Annotated in this window: 16 protein-coding genes; 10 read left to right on the top strand and 6 right to left on the bottom strand. The window is 71.7% G+C overall.

Annotation, left to right across the window (positions count from 1 at the left end):
- Window positions 1–81: 81 nt before the first annotated feature.
- The 3 genes from QIS96_RS17100 to QIS96_RS17090 form a co-directional block, all read right to left on the bottom strand.
- Window positions 82–774 (bottom strand): ester cyclase, encoded by a 693-nt coding sequence (locus QIS96_RS17100; RefSeq protein ID WP_282543464.1) that lies wholly within the window; start codon window positions 772–774, stop codon window positions 82–84.
- Between the two features lie 73 nt (window positions 775–847).
- Window positions 848–1,621 (bottom strand): SDR family NAD(P)-dependent oxidoreductase, encoded by a 774-nt coding sequence (locus QIS96_RS17095; protein WP_282543463.1) that lies wholly within the window; start codon window positions 1,619–1,621, stop codon window positions 848–850.
- A 127-nt stretch (window positions 1,622–1,748) separates the two neighbouring features.
- A complete protein-coding gene (locus QIS96_RS17090; protein WP_282543462.1) occupies window positions 1,749–2,417 on the bottom strand; it encodes an MOSC domain-containing protein in 669 nt (222 codons plus the stop codon).
- A gap of 80 nt (window positions 2,418–2,497) precedes the next feature.
- Here QIS96_RS17090 and QIS96_RS17085 point away from each other — a divergent pair, with 80 nt between their 5' ends.
- Complete coding sequence (locus QIS96_RS17085) at window positions 2,498–3,394, top strand: LysR family transcriptional regulator (RefSeq protein WP_282543461.1); 897 nt, start codon at window positions 2,498–2,500, stop codon at window positions 3,392–3,394.
- A 114-nt stretch (window positions 3,395–3,508) separates the two neighbouring features.
- On the opposite strand, the gene QIS96_RS17080 is transcribed toward QIS96_RS17085, so the two are convergent.
- A complete protein-coding gene (locus tag QIS96_RS17080; protein ID WP_282543460.1) occupies window positions 3,509–3,838 on the bottom strand; it encodes a WhiB family transcriptional regulator in 330 nt (109 codons plus the stop codon).
- 384 nt (window positions 3,839–4,222) lie between these two features.
- Here QIS96_RS17080 and QIS96_RS17075 point away from each other — a divergent pair, with 384 nt between their 5' ends.
- The 4 genes from QIS96_RS17075 (at window position 4,223) to QIS96_RS17060 (ending at window position 8,611) form a co-directional block, all read left to right on the top strand.
- A complete protein-coding gene (locus tag QIS96_RS17075; RefSeq protein WP_003948568.1) occupies window positions 4,223–4,834 on the top strand; it encodes a response regulator transcription factor in 612 nt (203 codons plus the stop codon).
- A gap of 280 nt (window positions 4,835–5,114) precedes the next feature.
- Window positions 5,115–5,702: a sigma-70 family RNA polymerase sigma factor gene (locus QIS96_RS17070; protein ID WP_282543459.1), complete on the top strand. Its 588-nt coding sequence runs from the start codon at window positions 5,115–5,117 to the stop codon at window positions 5,700–5,702.
- A gap of 163 nt (window positions 5,703–5,865) precedes the next feature.
- The gene (guaB, locus tag QIS96_RS17065) at window positions 5,866–7,368 is read left to right on the top strand and encodes an IMP dehydrogenase (RefSeq protein WP_282543458.1); all 1,503 of its coding nucleotides are present in this window, start codon (window positions 5,866–5,868) and stop codon (window positions 7,366–7,368) included.
- A gap of 118 nt (window positions 7,369–7,486) precedes the next feature.
- A complete protein-coding gene (locus QIS96_RS17060; RefSeq protein WP_282543457.1) occupies window positions 7,487–8,611 on the top strand; it encodes a GuaB3 family IMP dehydrogenase-related protein in 1,125 nt (374 codons plus the stop codon).
- Window positions 8,612–8,712: 101 nt separating this feature from the next.
- On the opposite strand, the gene QIS96_RS17055 is transcribed toward QIS96_RS17060, so the two are convergent.
- Window positions 8,713–9,972 (bottom strand): nucleotide sugar dehydrogenase, encoded by a 1,260-nt coding sequence (locus tag QIS96_RS17055; protein ID WP_282543456.1) that lies wholly within the window; start codon window positions 9,970–9,972, stop codon window positions 8,713–8,715.
- A 223-nt stretch (window positions 9,973–10,195) separates the two neighbouring features.
- Between QIS96_RS17055 and QIS96_RS17050 the strand changes: the two genes are divergently transcribed.
- Window positions 10,196–11,902: a glycerol-3-phosphate dehydrogenase/oxidase gene (locus QIS96_RS17050; RefSeq protein WP_282543455.1), complete on the top strand. Its 1,707-nt coding sequence runs from the start codon at window positions 10,196–10,198 to the stop codon at window positions 11,900–11,902.
- Between the two features lie 46 nt (window positions 11,903–11,948).
- Here QIS96_RS17050 and QIS96_RS17045 read toward each other — a convergent pair whose 3' ends face one another.
- The gene (locus tag QIS96_RS17045; protein ID WP_282543454.1) at window positions 11,949–13,073 is read right to left on the bottom strand and encodes a serine hydrolase domain-containing protein; all 1,125 of its coding nucleotides are present in this window, start codon (window positions 13,071–13,073) and stop codon (window positions 11,949–11,951) included.
- Window positions 13,074–13,331: 258 nt separating this feature from the next.
- Here QIS96_RS17045 and QIS96_RS17040 point away from each other — a divergent pair, with 258 nt between their 5' ends.
- The 4 genes from QIS96_RS17040 (at window position 13,332) to QIS96_RS17025 (ending at window position 21,274) form a co-directional block, all read left to right on the top strand.
- Window positions 13,332–15,242 carry a serine/threonine-protein kinase gene (locus tag QIS96_RS17040; RefSeq protein WP_282543453.1) on the top strand — a complete coding sequence of 637 codons (1,911 nt, stop codon included), beginning with the start codon at window positions 13,332–13,334 and terminating at the stop codon, window positions 15,240–15,242.
- Window positions 15,243–15,380: 138 nt separating this feature from the next.
- Window positions 15,381–17,660: a protein kinase gene (locus tag QIS96_RS17035; RefSeq protein WP_282543452.1), complete on the top strand. Its 2,280-nt coding sequence runs from the start codon at window positions 15,381–15,383 to the stop codon at window positions 17,658–17,660.
- 108 nt (window positions 17,661–17,768) lie between these two features.
- Entirely contained in the window at window positions 17,769–19,457 is a 1,689-nt protein-coding gene (locus QIS96_RS17030; RefSeq protein ID WP_282543451.1) for a serine/threonine-protein kinase, read from the top strand.
- Between the two features lie 128 nt (window positions 19,458–19,585).
- Window positions 19,586–21,274: a serine/threonine-protein kinase gene (locus QIS96_RS17025; protein WP_282543450.1), complete on the top strand. Its 1,689-nt coding sequence runs from the start codon at window positions 19,586–19,588 to the stop codon at window positions 21,272–21,274.
- Window positions 21,275–21,485: the final 211 nt, after the last annotated feature.

Here is a 21,485-nt window from a genome sequence, read left to right as displayed (position 1 = left end):
GCCTGACGCAGAGGCGAAGGCCCCCGTCCCGCAGCACGCGGACGGGGGCCTTCCCCATGTCGGTGTCCCTTTGCAGCGTTCCTACGTGGCGCCGAGCTGGCCCATCAGCCGGGCCACGTCGAGGTGCCACCAGCCTTCCTTGATCAGGCCGTCCTCGAACTGGAAGAACGTGGTGCCGGTCATGGTGCACTCCCGGCCCGTGCCGGGGATGTCCATGAACGTGCCCTTGTGCGTGCCGGTCCACGTCCAGAGGGTCGCCACGCAGTCGCCCTCCGAGGCCTGGTGGTCGATCGAGAACGTCATGTCGAAGGCGTTCCGCCACATCGTGACGTCCCGCCGGACGATGTCCCTCCCGGTCTCGGACAACTCCTGGTTCGCGACGTCGTGGTCGGTGTAACCGTCCGCGAACACCTCGTCGATCAGGCCCAGATTCCCGCCCATGGCGATCTCGTCGAAGAACCGGCGAGCCGTCGCCGCGTTGATCTGCTCGTCCCGCACCACATCGAGATCCGTGAACGACGGCATGCCGTCACAGAGCGCCACGATCTCGTGGAACATCTTGTCGGTCTCGGGGAGTTGCGAGTTCTTCATGGCCTCTTCGTACGAGTCGAACTCCACGATGTCGACGTAGTGGTTGCTGTCGGAGCGGTCCTTGCCGGTCACCGCGTGCCCGGTGGTCCGCTTCCCCTTCGTCTGCTCGACCCACTGGTCCAGAACGGCGCTCATGGCGTCGAACTGACTGGTCTTGTAGTCGATGATCTGCACGAACTTCATGGCCGCTCCCGAGTCGATGGGATACGTCCATTTTAGTGACGTACGTCACAGTTGCCGGGGTGGGGGGCTGCCGTCACCGGGGCCCGTACTTGCGTCCCGTCCGCGACGTCAGCCCGCCGAGCAGGTTCCGCGGCACCACCTTCACAGCGCCCATCATCACCTTGTAGCGCGGGTCCGGGATCGAGAGCGTCTTGCCCCGCGCCAGGTCCGCGAGCGCCGCCGCCACCAGCTTGTCGGCGTCCAGCCACATCCACTTGGGGATGTTGTCGGTGCCCATCCCGGCCCGCTCGTGGAACTCCGTACGCACGAAGCCGGGGCACAGCGCCATCAGCCGCACCCCGGAACCGGCCAGGTCCTTCGCCGCGCCCTGCGTGAACTGCACGACCCACGCCTTGGACGCCCCGTACGTACCGCGCGGCACGAACGCCGCCACCGACGCCACGTTCACCACACCGCCCCGGCCGCGCTCCCGCATCACCTCGACGGCCGCCGACGTGAGCCGGAGGACCGCCTCGATGTGCACCTTCAGCATCGTCAACTCGTCGGCCATGGGCACCTCCAGGTAGGTCCCCTTGTTGCCGAAGCCGGCGTTGTTGACCAGCAGGTCGACCGGGTTCCTGCGGTCGCCGAGCCGCTTCTCGACCGCCGCGATGCCCTCCTCCGTGGCCAGGTCGGCGGAGAGCACCTCGGCCTCGATGCCGTGCCGGTCGTGGAGTTCGGTGGCCTGCTCCCGCAGCCGCGCGATGTCGCGCGCGACAAGGACGAGGTTGTGGCCGTCGGCGGCGAGCCGCCGGGCGAAGGCGGAGCCGATGCCCGCGGTCGATCCGGTGATCAGAGCGGTAGTCATGGGCCAAGGCTAAGGGCCCCGTTGATCCGCCCGGACGCCAACTCCCGTACGCCGCAGGCCTGACCGGAACCGCCCCCTCCCCGCCGCTCGCCCACTCTCCGAACTACTCCCCGAACTACTCCCCGAACTACTCCCCGTACTTCTCCACGTACGAGCGCGCCGCCGCGCGGGCCTCCGGGTGCAGCGCGGCCCCGGCGGCGAGCGTCCGCGGCAGCAGCGCCCGCTCGGTGGTGGCCGACCTGAACTGCAGGGCGACGGTGACCTCGTGGTCCGGCCGGTGCACCACCTCGACCGTGTCCCCGGCCCGCACCTCGCCCGGCTCGATCACCCGCAGATACGCCCCCGGCGCCCCGCCCTGCGTGAACCGCCGCACCCAGCCCTTCTCTCCCAGATGCCCCGCGAACGTACGGCACGGAATCCGCGAGGACGTGACCTCCAGGACCACCTCGTCGCCGATCCGCCACCGCTCGCCGATCCTCGCGCCGCTCACGTCCACGCCCGACGTCGTCAGGTTCTCGCCGAACGCGCCGGCGGCCAGCGGCCGTCCGAGCTCGCGCTCCCACGCGTCCAGGTCCTCGCGCGCGAGGGCGTACACCGCCTGGTCGTCACCGCCGTGATGCCGCAGATCCGCCACCACGTCCCCGTCGAGCCCGCTGCCGAACTCGCCCTTCGGCCCCGGCGCGGAGATCCGCACCGGACCCTCGACGGGCCGCTTGTCGATGCCGGTCCCACCCGCGGGGGCGTCGGTGTACTCCACGGCCTTGAGCCGTCCCACATTCACCGAAAGAAGCTCCATACGCGGCACGCTAGGCGACCGAAGCCAAAGCGTCGACGCATTAATCGCCGCTTGCCCCAAGAGTGGCTTATGCTCGATGCATGATCGAGGCCCGCCATCTCCGCGTACTCCGAGCCGTCGCCGCCACCGGCTCCTTCTCCGCGGCGGCCCGCGAGCTCGGCTGCACCCAGCCCGCCGTCAGTCAGCAGATGAAGGCCCTCGAACAGTCCACCGGCACCCCGCTGCTGATCCGCACGGGCCGCGAGATGCGCCTCACACAGGCCGGCGAAGCCCTGGTCAGACACGCCTCGGGCATCCTCGCCGGCCTCACCGCGGCCGAGGAGGAGGTCGCCGCCATCGCCGGTCTGCGCGCCGGCCGCGTCCGCCTCGTCTCCTTCCCCAGCGGCAGCTCCGCGCTCGTGCCGACCGCGCTCGCCGCCCTCCGCGCCGCCCACCCCGGCACCCGCGTCTCCCTCGTCGACGCCGAACCGCCGCGCTCGGTGGAGATGCTCCGCGAGGGCGACTGCGACGTGGCCCTCGCTTTCCGGTACGACGGCGCGCACGCCACGGAGGACTGGAGCGACCTGGTCGTCCGCCCGCTGCTCGCCGACCGGCTCGTCGGCCTGGTCCCGGAGCGGCACCGCCTGGCCCGCTCGGCCTCCGTCGCCATCGGCGAACTCGCGGACGAGCCCTGGATCGCGGGCTGCCCGCGCTGCCGCCGACAGCTGGTGGACGTCTGCGAGAGCGCCGGCTTCACCCCCCGCATCGACTTCGCGACCGACGACTACCCGGCGGTGATCAGCCTGGTCGGCGCGGGCCTCGGCGTCGCGGTGCTGCCCGAGCTCGCCCTGGAGTCCGTACGGCCGAAGGGGGCCCGTGCGGTCGCGGTGGAGCCCGCCGTGCGCCGCGAGATCGTCGCGCTCACCCTGCCCGACCTGGCGCAGGTCCCGGCGGTCGCGGCCACGCTCGACCACCTCGCCACGGCCGCGTCCCGCTGAGCCGCCCCGGCCGTACCGGCGCCGCCGGTTGCGGCGCCTGGGACGGTCGGGACGGATGTGACAGCCGAGAGGCCTGCGAAGAAACGTTCCTCCTGTTGTTCCGCGGAGCTCGGGTCAGTTCACCGAACTACCCGCACTCGACGTCGCCGACGCCGAGACCAGGCGGTTGCGCGCCCGCCCCATGAGCTCCTCGCGCTCGTCCTCGGTGAGCCCGCCCCAGACGCCGTACGGCTCGCGTACGGCGAGCGCGTGCGCGGCGCACTGGGCGCGCACCGGGCAGCGCATGCAGACCTCCTTGGCCGAGTTCTCACGTGCGCTTCGCGCGGCGCCCCGTTCGCCCTCCGGATGGAAGAACAGCGAGCTGTCCACCCCGCGGCAGGCTGCCAGGAGCTGCCAGTCCCACAGATCGGCGTTCGGACCGGGAAGGCGGGAGAAATCTGCCATTGCTTGCCCCTTGCAACCTGTGTCGAGCGGATTCTGGACCCATGACCGTACATCTACTGTCCGAGTAGATGAAAATATGACTCATGGCGAATCTAGTCACAGACACCAGGAAAAGGGAAGAAAAGCCGCTAAATGGGGCATCGCTTGAGCGAAATCTTCGGTGACCTGCGGTAGCTGTGCTGTGTCCGAGCCCTCACGTAGAGTGCTGAAGAAGGCTCACCGACCCGTAACTCTTTCGAGTGACCATCGTTGAGAGGTCGAGGCGGTTGAAAACAGAAGCGCTCGGGCAGATGTCCGAGGGCGTCAATCGCACAGGTGACGATTCGTAACAGCCTGGAGGCTCAAGGTGACGCGCAGCAGCTGTGAGAGCCGCGGGGGACATTCATGACTTCCGTCCTCGTCTGCGACGACTCCCCGCTTGCCCGAGAGGCGCTCCGACGCGCGGTGGCGACCGTGCCCGGCGTAGAGCGCGTGACGACGGCGGCCAACGGCGAGGAAGTCCTCCGCCGCTGGGGCGCCGACCGCTCGGACCTGATTCTGATGGACGTACGCATGCCCGGTCTGGGCGGCGTCGAGACCGTGCGCCGGCTGCTCTCGGCGGACCCCGGCGCCCGGATCATCATGCTGACCGTCGCCGAGGATCTCGACGGCGTCGCGCTCGCGGTCGCCGCCGGCGCCCGCGGCTATCTGCACAAGGACGCCTCGCGCGCCGAGCTGCGCGCGACCGTCACGCAGGCCCTCGCCGACCCGACCTGGCGGCTCGCCCCGCGTCGGCTCCGCTCCGCCGAGATGGGCGCCGCGCCGACGCTCACGGCGCGTGAGATCCAGGTCCTCGAAGGCATGAGCCACGGCCGCTCCAACGCCGAGATCGGCCGCGAGCTCTTCCTCTCCGAGGACACGGTCAAGACACACGCGCGCAGACTGTTCAAGAAGCTCGGCGCCTCGGACCGTGCGCACGCCGTGGCGCTCGGCTTCCGCTGGGGCCTGGTCCGCTAGAAGTGCGCCGCCGCGCGGGTTCCGTGTCGTCGGCGCGTCCCGTCCGCCAGCGCGCGGACGGGACGCCTCACGACCTGCGACTTGGACGGCTCGGACCGCGCCGTCCCTCGTTTCCCGCGCGATGCCGCATCCTTGAGGTGTGGAGTTCCTCGGGGACGATTCGATCGAGCGGGAGGGGAGGGCGCAGGAGATGAGTTCCGGCGCGCCTGCTCATAACGCTTCGGTGCACAACTACGGACGCGGTGCCACGGATCGGCAGACGCCGAGGCACCATGGACCGATGCGTGACGACGAGGCTGCTGCTGCCCAAGGGGCCATCGGTGCACTCGTACGACGCGCGGTCGAGGGTGACGAGCAGGCCACGCACGATCTCCTGGCCCGCGTGCACCCCCTCGCACTGCGCTACTGCCGCACGCGGCTCTCCCGACTGCCGGGTGACGCTCGGCACTTCGTGGAGGACCTCGCGCAGGAAGTGTGCGTCGCCGTGCTCCTGGCGCTGCCGCGCTATCGCGACACGGGGCGCCCCTTCGAGGCCTTCGTCTTCGCCATCGCCGGGCACAAGGTCGCCGACCTGCAGCGCGCCGCGATGCGCCACCCGGGCTCGACGGCCGTGCCGTCCGACGAGATGCCCGAGCGGCCCGACGACTCCCTCGGCCCCGAGGAGCGTGCGCTGCTCAGCAGCGATGCCGAGTGGGCCAAGAAGCTCCTCGCCAGCCTTCCGGAGAACCAGCGCGAACTGCTGCTGCTCCGGATCGCCGTCGGGCTCACCGCCGAGGAGACCGGCCAGATGCTGGGAATGTCGCCCGGCGCGGTCCGGGTCGCGCAGCACCGGGCGTTGAGCCGGTTGCGGGCGCTCGCGGAGCAGTGAGGCAGTCGCTCAGGGAGCAAGTGAGGCAGGCGCTCCTCCAATCGGACTCCTCGTAGGAACGCACGATGATCGTCGTCCACTGTGATGCGATCGTGGAATGAAGTGCCCCTGCGGGCCGTTAGCATGGTGGTCCGCGCCTGGCAAGAGCATTGGGGAAGGTGTCATGAGTGACCACGTCGACGGAGCACCCGAGAAATTCGCGATGCTCGGGCTGACATACGACGACGTCCTGCTACTGCCGGGCGCCTCCGAAGTGCTGCCGAACAAGGTCAGCACCGCCTCGCGCGTCTCGCGCAACGTCTCGGTGAACATCCCGCTGCTCTCCGCGGCGATGGACAAGGTCACCGAGGCCCGCATGGCCATCGCCATGGCCCGTCAGGGCGGCGCCGGCGTGCTGCACCGCAACCTCTCCATCGAGGACCAGGCCAACCAGGTCGACCTGGTGAAGCGCTCCGAGTCCGGCATGGTGACCGACCCGATCACGGTCTCGCCGGACGCGACGCTGCGTGACGCCGACGCGCTGTGCGCCAAGTTCCGCATCAGCGGCGTGCCCGTCACCGACGGCGCCGGCAAGCTCCTCGGCATCGTCACCAACCGCGACATGGCCTTCGAGCTGGACCGCTCGCGTCAGGTCCGCGAGGTCATGACGCCGATGCCGCTGGTCACCGGCAAGGTCGGCATCTCCGGCGAGGACGCCATGGAGCTCCTTCGCCGCCACAAGATCGAGAAGCTGCCGCTCGTCGACGACAACGGCATCCTCAAGGGCCTCATCACGGTCAAGGACTTCGTGAAGGCCGAGAAGTACCCCAACGCCGCCAAGGACTCCGAGGGCCGCCTGGTCGTCGGCGCCGCGGTGGGCGTCGGCGACGAGGCGTACGACCGGGCGCAGGCCCTCGTCGAGGCCGGCGCCGACTTCCTCGTCGTGGACAGCGCGCACGGCCACAGCCGCGGCATCCTCGACATGATCGCCAAGCTGAAGAGCAACATCCGCGTCGACATCGTCGGCGGCAACGTCGCCACCCGCGAAGGTGCCCAGGCCCTGATCGACGCCGGCGTGGACGGCGTCAAGGTCGGCGTCGGCCCCGGCTCGATCTGCACCACCCGCGTCGTCGCCGGCATCGGCGTGCCGCAGGTCACCGCGATCTACGAGGCCGCCAAGGCGTGCCACGACGCCGGCGTCCCGCTCATCGGCGACGGCGGCCTGCAGTACTCCGGCGACATCGCCAAGGCGATCGCCGCCGGCGCCGACACGGTGATGCTCGGCTCGCTGCTCGCGGGCTGCGAGGAGTCGCCCGGCGAGATGGTCTTCATCAACGGCAAGCAGTTCAAGTCGTACCGCGGCATGGGCTCGCTCGGCGCCATGCAGTCGCGCGGCCAGGCCCGCTCCTTCTCCAAGGACCGGTACTTCCAGGACAACGTCCTGTCCGAGGACAAGCTCGTGCCCGAGGGCATCGAGGGCCAGGTGCCCTACCGCGGCCCGCTCTCCTCGGTCGCGCACCAGCTCGTCGGCGGCCTGCGCGCCTCCATGGGGTACGTGGGCTCGGCCGACATCCCGGAGCTCAAGGCCAAGGGCCGGTTCGTCCGGATCACCTCGGCCGGGCTCAAGGAGAGCCACCCGCATGACATCGCGATGACCGTCGAGGCGCCCAACTACGCGCGCCGCTGACCGTTCGGCGCGTACGGGGAGCACGCTTGGAGGCCCGTGGGTACTACGCCCGCGGGCCTCGGCATGTGTGTCGGGGATACTGGAAGACGCAGACCGGAGAGTGGAAAGGCCACACAACGTGACTGAGATCGAGATCGGGCGCGGCAAGCGCGGCCGCAGGGCGTACGCGTTCGACGACATCGCCATCGTGCCGAGCCGGCGTACGCGGGACCCGAAGGAGGTCTCGATCGCCTGGCAGATCGACGCCTACCGATTCGAGCTGCCGTTCCTCGCGGCGCCCATGGACTCGGTCGTCTCCCCGCAGACGGCTATCCGCATCGGCGAGCTGGGCGGCCTGGGCGTGCTCAACCTCGAGGGCCTCTGGACCCGTTACGAGGACCCGCAGCCGCTGCTCGACGAGATCGCCGAGCTGGACGCCGAGGCAGCGACCCGCAGGCTCCAGGAGATCTACGCCGCGCCGATCAAGGAAGAGCTGATCGGCCAGCGCATCAAGGAGGTACGCGACTCCGGCGTCGTGACCGCCGCCGCCCTGTCGCCGCAGCGCACGGCCCAGTTCTCCAAGGCCGTCGTGGACGCGGGCGTCGACATCTTCGTGATCCGCGGTACGACGGTGTCCGCCGAGCACGTGTCGGGCGCCGCCGAGCCGCTGAACCTCAAGCAGTTCATCTACGAGCTGGACGTCCCGGTGATCGTCGGCGGCTGCGCCACGTACACCGCGGCTCTGCACCTCATGCGCACCGGCGCCGCGGGTGTCCTCGTCGGCTTCGGCGGTGGCGCCGCGCACACCACGCGCAACGTCCTCGGCATCCAGGTCCCGATGGCGACCGCGGTGGCCGACGTCGCGGCCGCGCGCCGGGACTACATGGACGAGTCCGGCGGCCGGTACGTCCACGTCATCGCCGACGGTGGCGTGGGCTGGTCCGGCGACCTGCCGAAGGCCATCGCGTGCGGTGCCGACTCGGTGATGATGGGCTCCCCGCTGGCCCGTGCTACGGACGCGCCCGGCAAGGGCTACCACTGGGGCATGGAGGCCGTGCACGAGGACGTGCCGCGCGGCAAGAAGGTCGACCTGGGCACGGTCGGCACGACCGAGGAGATCCTCACCGGCCCCTCGCACTCGCCCGACGGTTCGATGAACTTCTTCGGCGCCCTGCGCCGCTCGATGGCCACGACCGGGTACAGCGAGCTCAAGGAGTTCCAGCGGGTCGAGGTCACCGTCGCCGACTCGGTGCACCGCCGCTGAAAACCTGCACTACAGAAGAAGGGCCGTACCGCTCGCGAGCGGTACGGCCCTTCTTCTGTAGTGACTGTTTTCGTCTTTCGTCTTTCGTCTTTCGTCTTTCGTCAGAGGCGGTGGGCGGCGCCGATGGGGGTGGCGCCGCGGGTGTCGAGCAGCAACTGGGCCTTCACCGACAGGCTCTGCAGGTCGTACGTGCGGTGCGGCTGGAGCAGGATCGTCAGGTCGGCGTCGGCGGCCGCCTCGTAGAGCGAGTCGGCGCGGGGGACGGGGTGGCCGAGGACGTTCCAGTGCGGGACGTACGGGTCGTGGTAGCTGATGGCGGCGCCCAGCTCCATCAGGCGGGTGGCGATCTCGTGGGCGGGGGAGCCCTGTTGGTCGGCGAGGTCGGGCTTGTAGGTGACGCCGAGAAGCAGCACACGCGCGGCGCGTGCGGACTTGCCGTGCTCGTTGAGGAGGGTGGCCGCGCGCTGGATCACGTACTGCGGCATGCGGTGGTTGATCTCCTGGGCGAGGCCGACCATGCGCAGCGGGTGGCCGGGCGTACGGCTGTGGTGCGGCAGGTAGTTGGGGTCGAGGGGGATGCCGTGGCCGCCGACTCCGGGGCCCGGACGGAAGGCCTGGAAGCCGAAGGGCTTGGTCTCGGCGCAGCGGATGACGTCCCACAGGTCGACGCCCAAGTCGTGGCAGAGGACGGCCATTTCGTTGACCAGGGCGATGTTGACGTGCCGGTAGTTCGTCTCCAGGAGCTGCACCGTCTCCGCCTCGCGGGGGCCACGCGCGCGTACGACCTTGTCGGTGAGGCGGTTGTAGAACGCGGCGGCCGACTCGGTGCAGGCCGGGGTGAGGCCGCCGATGACCTTCGGGGTGTTGGCATAGCCGTGGGTGCGGCTGCCGGGGTCGAGGCGGCCGGGCGAGTACGCGAGGTGGAAGTCCCGTCCCGCGCGCATCCCCGAGCCCTTCTCCAGGAGCGGGCGCACGAGTTCGTCCGTCGTTCCGGGGTACGCGGGGGACTCCAGGATCACCGTGGTGTGCGGGCGGAGCCGGGCCGCGAGGTCGCGGGCCGCGTCGGCGACCTGGCCGAGGTCGAGCGAACCGTCGGCGCCGAGCGGGGTCGGTGCGCAGATCACGGCGGTGCGCACGCGGCCGAGTTCCACCGGGTTCGAGGTCGGCCGGAAGCCGCCCGCGAGCATCCGGCGCAGGTCGGCCGCGGTCAGGGTGCCCTCGTCGGCGGGCAGTCGGCCCGCGGCGAGGTCGGCGCTGAGCCGCGGGTCGTAGGCGATGGTCTCGATCCCGGACGCGACGGCGGCCTGGGCGAGGGGCAGGCCGAGATGTCCGAGTCCGATGACGGCGAGATCTGCGGGCATGGCGTGGGCCGTCCTTCCCAATAGCCGGAACGGGAGGAGCGCGCAAGCCCTGTGGACAGAGTGGACCAGCGCAATGTCAGGTTAGGAGTAAATATGACCGTTCTGCGGTATTGCTCGGCGACGGACTTCGGAGTGTTGTCCACAGGCGGTGGCTGAAGTCCGCGACTACGGACAGAATCGACGTTGTGAGCCCGACCACACGGGGGCGAGACGGGAGGCAGCAGTGAGGACAGCGACACTGGGACCGGCAGAGCGGGCCGAAGCACTCGCGGCCATGGCCGAACGGGAACTGGACGTGCTCGTCGTCGGCGCGGGCGTGGTCGGCGCCGGCACCGCACTCGACTCCGTCACACGAGGCCTCTCCACCGGCCTCGTCGAAGCCAGAGACTGGGCTTCGGGCACGTCCAGCCGGTCGAGCAAGCTCATCCACGGCGGCCTGCGCTATCTGGAGATGCTCGACTTCGCACTGGTGCGTGAGGCACTGAAGGAACGCGGACTCCTGCTCGAACGCATCGCCCCGCACCTCGTCAAACCCGTCCCGTTCCTCTACCCGCTGCAACACAAGGGCTGGGAGCGGCTCTACGCCGGATCCGGCGTCGCCCTCTACGACGCCATGTCGATGTCACGCGGCCACGGACGCGGCCTGCCCATGCACCGCCACCTCAGCCGCCGCCGCGCCCTGCGCGTCGCACCCTGCCTGCAGAAGGACGCCCTGGTCGGCGCCATGCAGTACTACGACGCCCAGATGGACGACGCCCGTTACGTCGCGATGATGGTCCGCACCGCCGCGGCCTACGGCGCCAAGGTCGCCAACCGGGCCCGCGTCACCGGCTTCCTGCGCGAGGGCGAACGCGTCGTGGGCGCGCGCGTGGAGGACGTCGAGGCAGGCGGGGAGTACGAGATCAGGGCCCGTCAGATCGTCAACGCCACCGGAGTCTGGACCGACGACACCCAGGCCATGGTCGGCGAGCGCGGCCAGTTCCACGTCCGCGCCTCCAAGGGCATCCACCTGGTCGTCCCCAAGGACCGCATCAACTCGACGACCGGGCTGATCCTGCGTACCGAGAAATCCGTCCTCTTCGTCATCCCGTGGGGCCGGCACTGGATCATCGGCACCACCGACACCGACTGGGACCTCGACAAGGCCCATCCGGCCGCCTCCAGTGCGGACATCGACTATCTGTTGGAGCACGTGAACTCGGTGCTCGCACTGCCCCTCACCCGGGACGACGTGCAGGGCGTGTACGCGGGGCTCAGGCCGCTGCTCGCCGGGGAGTCGGACGCCACCAGCAAGCTGTCCCGCGAGCACACCGTCGCCCACCCGGTCCCCGGGCTCGTCGTCGTCGCCGGCGGCAAGTACACGACGTACCGCGTCATGGCCAAGGACGCCGTCGACGAGGCGGTGCACGGGCTCGACCAGCGCGTCGCCGACTGCGTCACCGAGGACATCCCGCTCATCGGCGCCGAGGGGTACAAGGCGCTGTGGAACGCCCGCGCCCGCATCGCCGCCCGCACCGGACTCCATGTGGTGCGCGTGGAGCACCTGTTGGACCGGTACGGATCGCTGACCGAGGAACTGCTCGAACTCATCGCAGACGACCCGTCACTCGGCGAACCGCTGCAGTACGCCGACGACTACCTGCGCGCCGAGATCGTCTACGCCGCTTCGCACGAGGGCGCCCGGCATCTGGACGACGTCCTGACCCGGCGTACGCGCATCTCCATCGAGACCTTCGACCGGGGCACGCGCAGCGCGCGGGAGTGCGCGGAGCTCATGGCGAAGGTCCTCGGCTGGGACGCGAGCCAGATCGACAGAGAGGTCGAGCACTACGAGAAGCGGGTCGAGGCCGAGCGGGAGTCGCAGCGCCAGCCGGACGACCTGACGGCCGACGCCGCGAGGTTGGGGGCGCCGGACATCGTGCCTCTGTGATGCCTTCTTGGTGAGGGGCCGAGTTGTCTGGGGCCGGTGCTTCTGCCTACTGGTTCTTGTCCTGACAGAACTCGCTTTCCAGGAGCTTTCGTTCGGGCCTTCCGGCGGTGCTCCAGTCGGAATTGAGGCGGTACGTCAGGATGTGGCGGCCGTCGGCGGTGGCGGCGGTGTTGGCGTAGGACCCGACGATGCGGCCGTTGTGGCCCCAGACGGTGGTGCAGGACAGCTCGGTGGGCATCAGGCCCATGCCGTAGACGCCGTCGGACGAGCGGGTGCTGCGCATCGCGGCGAGCTGGCGCGCGGGCAGCAGTTCGCCGGTGAGGAGCGCGGCGTAGAAGCGGTTCAGGTCGTCGAGGGTGCTGATCGCCTCGCCGGCCGCGCCCGCCCCCGAGGGATCGATCTCCGTGACGTCCTCGGGGGAGGCGGGGGTTCCGGAGTAGGCGCGGCCGTGCGGGGCGGGCAGGTGGCTGTCGGTGCCGGGGAAGGACGTGCCGGTCAGCCTTAGGGGGGTGATGATGCGGCGCTGCGCCTCGGCGGCGTAGCTGTGGCCGGTGACCTTCTCGATGATCAGGCCGAGGACGGTGTAGTTGGTGTTGGAGTACGACCAGTCGGCGCCGGGGGCGAAGAGGGGGCGGTGGGCCAGGGCGGTGCGGAGGAGCGCGGTGGGGGTGTAGCGGCGGTCGAGGTCGGTGGTGTGGGTGCCCGGGGCGGCCGTGTAGGGGAACAAGCCGCTGGTGTGCGTGAGGAGTTGACGCAGGGTGAGGTCGCGGCCGTCGTTGCCGTGGCCGCGTATGAGGCCGGGCAGGTGCTGCTCGACGGTGTCGTTCAGGGACAGCCGGTGCTCGGCGGCGAGCTGGAGGACGACCACGGCCGTGAAGGACTTCGTGATGCTGCCGATGCGGAAGCGGTCCTTGCGGCGGATGGGGCGGTCGGTGTCGGTGTCGGCGGTGCCGGCGGACCCGTAGCGCGAGGTGGACGCTCTACGGGCCAGGGCGGCCGCGCCAGGGGTGCGCGTGTGCGCGGTCAGGGACGTCAGGGCTGCGGTCAGGGGTGGGGAGGAGGGCGGGAGTTCGGGGCTGTGGGGGGTGGGGGGAGATGGGCTGGTGGTGGAGGTGGGGGAGGGGGCCCCGCTACCGGTGGGGGGAGGGGGCCCAGCCCTGCACCCGGACACGAGCAGCACCCCCACAACCACCCCCACCCCCACCCCCCAAAACCCCGAACTCCCGCCCCTCGCCCCGGTGAACGAACTGTGAGGCTCGTGCGTCGGGGGCATGGGTGCGGAGTGAGGCGGCTGTGATGAGTGCTTGTCGGTCATATCGGTCCCTCGATCCGTGCCGGGCCATCATCGCGTGGACCCGGGCCTTCCCCCACCCCGGGCATGAGAGACAATGGACGCTCTGCCAGGGCGGGTTGATTGCAGAGGGGACGCATGTCGGAGGCTGAGCAGCCGCAGGAGACCAAGGGGCGCCTCCTGGCCGGTCGGTACCGGCTGGGGGAGATGCTCGGCCGCGGCGGCATGGGTACGGTCTGGCGTGCGGTCGACGAGACGCTCGGTCGCACGGTCGCCGTCAAGGAGCTGCGTTTTCCCTCGGCCATCGACGAGGACGAGAAGCGCCGGTTGATCACGCGGACGCTGCGTGAGGCCAAGGCGATCGCGCGGATCCGTAACAACGGCGCGGTCACGGTCTACGACGTGGTCAACGAGGACGACCGCCCCTGGATCGTGATGGAGTTGATCGAGGGCAAGTCGCTCGCCGAAGTCGTGCGCCAGGACGGGCATCTGACGCCGCACCGCGCCGCCGAGGTGGGCCTCGCCGTGCTCGACGTGCTGCGCGCCGCGCACCGTGAGGGCATCCTGCACCGGGACGTGAAGCCGTCGAACGTGCTGATCGCGAAGGACGACGGCCGGGTGGTCCTGACGGACTTCGGTATCGCGCAGGTCGAGGGCGACCCGTCCATCACGTCGACCGGCATGCTCGTGGGCGCGCCCTCGTACATCTCGCCGGAGCGGGCCCGCGGGCACAAGCCGGGCCCGGCGGCGGACCTGTGGTCGCTCGGCGGCTTGCTCTACGCGTCGGTGGAGGGTGTTCCGCCGTACGACAAGGGCTCGGCGATCGCCACGCTGACCGCGGTGATGACCGAGTCGCTGGAGCCGCCGCGCAACGCGGGTCGCCTGGAGAAGGTGATCTACGGGCTGCTTGAGAAGGACCCGGATCTGCGGCTCGACGACAAGGGTGCGCGGGCGCTCCTGAACGACGTGATCCACGCGCCCGACGACGAGGCGGAGCTGCAGGCCGACGACCCGGTGTCCGCGACCCGTGTCGTGCCGCTGCCCGAGGCGCCCGACGCGCCCGGCGCGAGCGGCCCCCGGCGCGGTGAGGCGGCGGAGCGGCTGCGCGGCGCGCTGAAGTCGGTACGGAACGCGGCTGCGGCGTCGGCTGCGGCGAGCACCTCGAAGCCCGGTACGGACAAGTCGAGTTCGGACAGCGGCGCCGCCAAGTCCAGTGATGCCGCAGTCAGTTCAGGCGGACCGGGAGCCGGTGGGGCCGTGGCCGCCGCGCGCGCCTCGCTGACCGATGTGGTGCCGAAGCGCACGCTGCTCGTCGTGGCGGTGGTGGTCGCGCTGGCCATACTCGGCACGGTGTTCGCCGTGGCGTTCAGCGGGGGCGAGGACCCGGCGGGCAAGGGCGGCGGCAAGAACGAGGCGGCCGCGTCGGCCGGCGCCACCGGGGACCGGGGCAAGGGCGAGCAGGACGAGCCCGCCGACCCCGGACCGGACCCGACCACGGACGACGGCGGTAACGCCGAGAACGACGGCAAGGGCAAGGGCAAGGCGGACGGCGGCAAGGGCTCCGGGGACGAGGGCGCTGCGGACGGCGGGATTCCGGCCGGGTACGCGAAGGTGTCGAACGGCCAGTTCATGTTCGCCATGGCGATGCCCGAGGGGTTCCGTCGGACCGGCACGGCCGGGCAGAACTCCGGCGCCATATTCAGCGAGAGCGGCGGATTCCCGCGCGTCCAGGTCGACTTCAACCGCAGTCCGGGTGACGACGCGGCCAAGGCGTGGCGGCAGCTCAGGTCGGCCGTCAGCGGGAGCATGCCGAACTACCGGCACATCCGCATCGCGGAGGTCGAGTTCAACGGCTACCCGACCGTCGCGGACTGGGAGTTCGAGCGTGATCAGAGCGGGCAGCGGGTGCGGGTCCTCAACCGGGGCTTCAAGGTCGATGAGAACCGCGGCTACTCGATCATGGTGACGTGCAAGGCCGACGCGTGGAACGCGAAGGAGTGCAGGACCCTGCGCGAGACGGCGTTCAAGACCTTCCAACCGAAGGACTGACCGGTAGCCAGCCGGTAGTTGACCGGTTGCCGAGACCCTGCGGCGGACCGCGGCGGGGCCACGTATCGTGAAGGTTCGGGGAGTGATACGGCGGTCGGCGCAAGGGCGTTGAGGTACGTGCGCTGACGGGGAGGCGACGTGGACGACTATGCGGGTCGGGTGCTTGCCGACCGCTACCGCCTTCCGCTGCCCCCGTCGGACGCGTACGAGTTCGCCGAGACCCGCGCCTTCGACACGTACAGCGGTCAAGAAGTCCTCGTCCGGCAGGTGCCGTTGCCGGAGACGGTCGACGCGGAAGTGGTCGACGAGGGGCTCGCCGAGGGCCGGTACGGGAGCGGGTACGAGCACGAGGGTGCGTACGGCCCGGGGGGCGGGCGGTCCACGCGCAGGCCCGCCGATCCGGTCGTGCGGCGGGCGATCGAGGCGGCGCAGGCGGCCGCGCAGATCCCCGACCACCCCCGGCTGGACCAGGTCTTCGACGTGTTCGCGGAGGACGGTTCGCTGTGGATCGTCAGCGAGCTGGTGGCGGCGCTGCCGCTCGCGGCGCTGGTCGCGGAGAAGCCGCTGACGCCGTACCGCGCGGCGGAGGTCGCGTCCGAGGTGCTGACCGCGTTGCGCGCGCTGCACGCCCACGGCTGGGTGCACCGGAACATCACGATGCGCACGGTCCTGGTCTGCGACAACGGCCGCGTGATGCTCACGGGTCTCGCTGCGGGCGCCGCCGAGGAGGCGCTGTGCGGGTACGACCCGGTGCCGGACGCGGCGGCGCGGGCCGATGAGTCCGAAGAGCCTGGCCCGGACCCGGCGGTACCGGGCCCGCGCACGGGCGGCGAAGCCGCAGCCGGTGCGCCCGCCCCTCCCGTCCCGCCCGGCCGTATAGACGACCCCTACGGCGTGGCCGGGCGGCGGCCCGCGGGCGGCACCCCGGCCCAAGCCGAGTCCCAGCCCGAACCTCAGCCCTGGCCCCAGCCCGAGCGGCCGCCGCGCAAGGGGCCCGCGACGCCGTTGGCCGCGGAGCGGGCGCGGCAGGCGCGGATGAACGTCGTCGGCCCCGTCACCGAGCGCTGGGCACCCGAGCAGGCCGGACCGGTGCACGAGAACTGGCAGTTGGCGGCCCCGGTCGGTCCGGCCACCGACCTGTGGGCGCTCGGGTCGCTGCTGTTCCGCGCGGTGCAGGGGCACGCCCCGTACCCGGAGGACAGTGCGTACGAGCTGGTGCAGCTGGTGTGCGGGGAGCCGCCGGCGTTCGCCGAGGAGTGCGGGCCGCTGCGGCCGGTCGTGGAGTCGCTGCTGCGCCAGGACCCCACCGAGCGGCCGGAGTTCGAGGAGCTGCGCGGCTGGCTGCGCTCCCTCGTCCGGTCGGCCCCGGAGCCCGAGGCGGGCCAGAACGTGGTGCCCTCGCCGCCCTTCGACCGCACCAAGCTTCCGGTCGTACGACGCCGGGGCGAGCTGGTGCGCAGGCGCAGGGCGGGCCGGCACAAGAGCCGCCACAAGCGCGGGGCGGGAGCCGCGGCCGCACCAGGCATCGGAGCCGGACCCGCACTGGGAACCGGAGCAGGAACCGGGGCCGGGAGCAGGGCAGCCTCGACGGACCTGCAGGAGCAGTACCGCTCGTACCAGCCCGCACGGCAGGCCCCGAAGGCGCAGCGGACGCAGCGGACGCAGCAGGCGCCCCGGCGGCTCGGGCGGATGCTGCTCGCGTTGATCCTGCTCGGGCTCGTGGCGGCGGTCGCGTACGCCGTGCTGTTCATGCCGAAGGCCGAGCCGAGCGAGGGCGCGGGCGCGGGCGAGGGGGCGGACGGCGGGCGCACCGGGCAGGCGGGCTCGGCGAGTTCGGCCCCCGCGGAGCCGGGCGAGGGCGAGGACGGGAAGAACGGAGAGGACGGGCCGGACGGGCCGGGCGACGGCAACGCGGAGTCGCCGACCTCGCAGCGGCCCGACCCGCAGTCCTCGGGGCCCGACGTGCCCGAGGGCTTCGCGCTGCGCAAGGACCCGGAGGGTTTCCGGGTGGCGGTGGCGAAGGGCTGGGAGCGCGTGGGTGCGACCGGGCGCGGCCAAGTGACGTACGCGGACGGGGAGTTCGAGTTGATCGTCGTGCCGGGTCGGGACGCGGCCACGGGCCGGAGCAGCGATCCGCTCTACTACCAGCGCGAGCGCGAGGTCGAGCTGCAGCCGTTCCGGGACTCGACATGGGCCACGTCGACGGGCATGCGGCGCATAGACGTCGGCGGACAGGTGCGCGCAGAGGGCCAGTTCACGTGGACGGACGCCGACGGCGGCGAGGTGTACGTACGCAATGCGGCGCTTTTGATCGACGGGCGGTACCACGTGGTGCTCGTCAAGGGGCCGGAGTCCGAGCGGGACGAGGTCACGCGGTTGCACGAGCAGGCCGTCGTCTCGTACCGGCCGGGCAAGTGACCCGGAGCCGCACCCGGGGCGAGCCGTCGAGGCGGGGCGACACCATCCGCCCGTAACACCGCACCGCCTTCCGGACGGTGCGGCGTGTTCCTTACGCTTGGCCGGGACATGGACGGGCGGGGGAACGTGGATCGGACCGAAGGCACGGCACAGGGCGACGTACTCGCGGGGCGGTACCGGCTCGCCGAGTGCCTCGGGCGCGGCGGCATGGGCAGGGTGTGGCGGGCCCACGACGAGGTGCTCCATCGCACCGTCGCCGTCAAGGAGTTGACCGCGGCGCTCTACGTCTCCGAGGCCGACCGGGCCGTGCTGCTCGCGCGCACCCAGAAGGAGGCGCGGGCGGCCGCGCGGATCAACCACTCGGCGGTCGTGACGGTGCACGACGTGTTCGAGTACGACGAACGCCCCTGGATCGTCATGGAGTTGGTCGACGGCGGCTCCCTCGCGGACGCGTTGCGGCGGCGGCAGCGGATCGAGCCGGTGGAGGCCGCGCGGATCGGCGCGTGGGTGGTGCGCGCGCTGCGCGCAGCGCACGCCGCGGGGGTGCTGCACAGGGATGTGAAACCGGCCAATGTGCTGCTCGCCGGGGACCGGCGGGTGCTGCTCACCGACTTCGGTATCGCGGCCATCGAGGGCGACTCGACCATCACGAAGACCGGTGAACTCGTCGGCTCTCTGGACTACTTGGCGCCCGAGCGGGTGCGGGGCGCCGACCCGGGACCGGCGTCCGACCTGTGGGCGGTGGGCGTGCTGCTGTTCGCGGCGGTCGAGGGGTACTCGCCGTTCCGCCGGCAGTCGCCGCTGGCCACGATGCAGGCCGTGGTGGTGGACGAGCCGGGCGTGCCGGAGCACGCCGGTCCGCTCGCCCCGGTGATAGCGGCGCTGCTCAGCAAGGACCCGGAGGTGCGGCCTGACGCGGATCTGGCCGAGCAGATGCTGACGGAGGTCGCGGAGGGGCGCAGGCCTTCGGCGGCCCAGGAGTACGTGGCCACGCGGCGGTACGAGGCCCCGGGCGCGCACGCCTTCCCCGGCACGCCGCCCGCCCCGACGCCCGGCACGCCGCCTACCTCGCCGCCGGGCACACCGCCCACCCCGACTCCCGTACCGCAGTCCGCCCCGCCGGCCTCACCCGGCTCGACCGTGCCCAGTGTGCAGCCCCCGCCGCAGCCGCAGCCGCCCCGGCACCGTTGGCGGAACACGGTGGCCGTGATCGTGGCGGCCGGCCTGGTCGGCGTGGGCGCGGCGGTCGGCATCCTGGAGTTCGCCGACCGGGGCGGCGAGCAGGGCCGGAACGCCGCGCAGAACGGCAGCAGCGGCGACGACGGCGAGGGGCGCACGGAAGGCGCCGTGCCGAAGGACTGGGTGCGGATCAAGGACGACGTCGCGGGCTTCAGCCTGCTCCTGCCGCCCGACTTCAAGCGCCGCACTTTCGGCGACCAGATCGACTACACCCCGGACAACGGCCGGCACCTGCTGCGCATCGGCGTCAACAAGGTGCCGCCGGAAGAGAATTCGTATGTGCACGCCAAGGTCATGGAGAAGCAGGGCATGGGGCGGCTGCCCACGTACGAGCGGGTGCAGCTGGAGTCCAACACGTTCCGCGGACGGCCGGGTGCCATATGGGAGTTCAGCTGGACCGAGACCGACGGCGTCGGCAAGGGCGAGCGGCGGGCGATCGACCAGCTGTACATCGCGGCGGACGGCACCGAGTACGCGATCTACATGGCGGGCCCGGCGAAGGACTGGGACCGGACGCGGGAGCGGTTCGAGCACGTGCTGCGCGGCTGGCGGCCGTAGGCCGCGGCACCGGCGAGCGGGCCGGTGTGACCAGGACCCATAAGCAGAGTGGCCGACACCCATAGCCTCGGCGGCAGTCCGTCGTGACGTGAGGGGTTGACCGTACGGGTGTGCGGCATGATGAAGTCATGGCGAGCGCGAGCGAGCGGGGCAACAGCCGCTTGATAGCGGGCCGTTACCGGTTGGGGGAGCAGCTGGGCCGGGGCGGCATGGGGGTCGTCTGGCGTGCCACGGACGAGCTGCTCGCCCGTCAGGTGGCGGTCAAGGAGGTCGTTCTCGACCCCTCGCTCTCCTTCGACGAGGCCCGCCGGCTGCGTGAGCGGACGCTGCGCGAGGCGCGGACGATAGCGCAGATCCACCATCCGCACGTGATCGTCGTGTACGACGTCCTGGTCCAGGACGGCCGCCCGTACATCGTGATGGAGCTGATCGAGGGCGGCTCGCTAGCCGACCGGCTCGACGGGCAGGGCCCGTTGGGCACGGAGGAGGCGGCGCGGCTCTGCCTCGCGCTGCTCGGCGCGCTGCGCGCGGCGCACGGCGAGGGCGTGCTGCATCGCGACCTCAAGCCGGGCAACGTCCTGACGGAGGCCGGCTCGGGCCGTGTGGTGCTCACGGACTTCGGGATCGCGCAGGTCGCCGGGGCCTCCACGCTCACCGAGCACGGCTCGTTCGTCGGCTCGCCCGAGTACACCGCGCCGGAGCGCATGTCGGGCGGCGCAGCCGGGCCCGGCTGCGACCTGTGGTCGCTCGGCGTGCTGCTCTGCGCGGCGCTGACCGGCCGATCGCCGTTCCAGCGCGACACGTTGGGCGGCATCGTCACCGCCGTCATGTCGGACGAACTGGACCTGCCGGGCGCGGCCGGCCCGCTGCTTCCGGTCGTACGGGGGCTGTTGGAGCGGGACCCGGAGCGAAGAATCGATGCGGCGGAGGCGGAACGGCTCCTTCGGGCGTACGTGCAGACGGGCGTCGTGCCGTACGCGCCGCAGCGGCGCGGGTTCCCGGCGGAGCGGCGCGGATTCCCGCCGGCGCTCGCGCCGCTGCGCACCGCCGCCCAGCGGCTGCCGACCCCCGGCCCGCGCCGCCCGGCCGGTGCCGGTGCTGGTGCCGGGGCCGGGGCTCCTTCTGGTTCCGGCGTATCGGCGGGGAGCCCGCGTCGGCTGCCACGCGCGCGTGCCGCACTGCTCGCCGGGGTCCTGGTGGCGGTGGTCGCGGGCGCGGGGGCGGCCGCGGCGGTGCTGCTGTTCGACGGGGGCGCCGACCGGGACGACGGCAGGCCGCACGCCTCGGAAACGGCGGACACGGGGGGCACGGGAGGCACGCCGACTCCGACCGTCACGGTGACCCGGGTGCCGACGGGCACGGGCTCCGCACCCGCCGGGTACCGCCTGGTGCACGACCCGGCCGGGTTCGCCCTGGCCGTCCCGGAGGGGTACGTGCGCACGGTCGAGCCGCCGCGGGTCTTCTACGCGTCGCCGGGCGGGGCGTTCCGGATCGGGGTACGGGAGGCCGATCCCGTACCGGGAGGTCCGGCGGCCGCGCTGCGGGAGGCGCACGGGCGGGGGCCGCGCACCCACGCCGGGTACCGCGCGGGCGCGCTCGCCGAGACCCGGCACGACGGCCGCGCCGCCGCCCGCTGGGAGTTCACCTGGGACGGGCCGAGCGACGGCTGGGGCCCGCGGCACGAACTGCACGTCGCCTGGGAGGAGGGCGGCCGGATGCACGAGGTGTCGGTCTCGGCGCCGGTCGGGCGGGCGCGGGAGGCGCAGCGCCACCTCGACCGGGCGCTCGGCTCCTTCACGCGCGACCCTGCGGGCTGAACCGCGCGGGTGTGAGGGGCGTGCGGGGCGCGCGAAACCCGTCACAGTGACGGCGGAAAGGCCCGGAACAGGCCCGGAAACAGCCGGGAACAGGCCCGGGAACAGGCCCGGAAACAGCCCGGAACAGGCCCGGAAACAGGCCCGATGCAGATCCGGCAAACCGCGCATTCAGCAAGCAATCCGGCGCCTTGCGTCACGGCTCAGTGACCGC

It is taken from the genome of Streptomyces cavernicola, from assembly GCF_029968035.1.
In the GTDB taxonomy this organism is placed as follows: Bacteria; Actinomycetota; Actinomycetes; order Streptomycetales; family Streptomycetaceae; genus Streptomyces; species Streptomyces cavernicola.
The sequence above is the reverse complement of the archived record's forward strand: the minus strand, read 5'-3'. Positions and strand labels throughout refer to the sequence as shown.